The sequence below is a fragment of the Sphingomonas sp. 66-10 genome (assembly GCF_001897045.1).
In the GTDB taxonomy this organism is placed as follows: Bacteria; Pseudomonadota; Alphaproteobacteria; order Sphingomonadales; family Sphingomonadaceae; genus Sphingomonas; species Sphingomonas lycopersici.
Genome location: NZ_MKRR01000094.1, coordinates 145401 through 146674 on the forward strand (window position 1 = coordinate 145401; position 1274 = coordinate 146674).

1 pseudogene is annotated in these 1274 nt (G+C 66.0%); it reads left to right on the forward strand.

From position 1 onward, the window contains the following. Positions 1 to 95 precede the first annotated feature (95 nt). Positions 96 to 1274 (forward strand): annotated as a pseudogene (locus BGN95_RS08090) (TonB-dependent siderophore receptor); the annotation flags it as partial.

Below are 1274 nucleotides of genomic sequence, written 5' to 3' on the forward strand. Positions count from 1 at the left end.
CCGCCGACACCGGCGGCGATATCGTCGTTTCGGGCTATCGTTATCTCAGCGAGGATACCAGCGGCACCACCGGCCTGCCGCTGCCGATCGAGGAGGTGCCGCAGTCGATCAGCCTCGTCAGCCAGGATTTCCTCAAGGCCGCTGACCTCAAGTCCTTGGGCGAAATCGCGCAATATTCGCCCGGCGCCTTGTTCGCGGGCAATCAGGAAGGGTTCGGCAGCATCGTCAAGCTGCGCGGCTTCACCGCCGGCAGCGCGGTCGACGGGCTGACGGTCGGTTCGCTCGATTTCGACCCCGATTATGCGACGATCGACCGGATGGAGATCGTCAAGGGCCCGTCCTCGGTGGTCTATGGCGCGGCGAGCCCCGGCGGGCTGATCAACCTCGTGACCAAGGCCGCGCGCGCCAATACGCCGAGCTATGTCGAGGCACTCGGCGGATCGTGGGGCCGCTGGCGGCTGGAGGGGCAGGTTGCGGGCGCGCTCAACAGCTCGGGCTCGATCCGCGCGATCGGGGTCGCCGCGCATGAGGAAGCCAATAGCTTCATGACCGACGTCCGCTCGCGCAAGACCGTGCTCTATGGCGGGGTCGATGCCGATATCGCGAGCGGGCTGACCGGCTATATCCGCGCGGCTTACGAACGCTATCGCCGCACCGCGTTCGACGGCATCCCGACGCTGCCCGACGGCACCCCCGCCCCGGTCGACCGCTCGTTCTTCATCGGCGCGCGCGATTTCGTGCTGACCACCACGGTCAAGCGCGTCAGCGCGGGGCTCGACTGGAAGGTCTCGTCGGCCTGGTCGGTGAGCCTCAAGACCAATTTCCAGGATGCCAATACCCACGGCCCCGCCGCCTATGGCTTCGATCTGATGCCCAACGGCGACTTTTCCTATTCGATCCAGAATCTCCTCAAGAACGACAAGCGCGATTTCAGCATCGGCGCCTCGTCGATCCTCAAGCTCGACGGCGTGGGGATGGCCGACAGCTTCCTCTCCGCCTCGGCGATCTACCACGAAACCTCGCTCACCGCGGTGGGCAGCACGCCGCAGATCGACGGCAGCGATACCGGCACGGCGAATATTTTCGACGGGGTGAAGGCGATCGAGGCGACGATCGCCAGCGCGGCCTTCCCCGGCCCGATCTACAATTACGGGCAGCGGCTGAAATATCTCACGCTGTCGGGCCAGGCGGTGCTCAAGGTGACCCCGTGGGCGACCGTGCTCGGCGGGCTTTCGTGGTCGAAGCCCGACAACAGCACGCGGCTCGACAGCCCG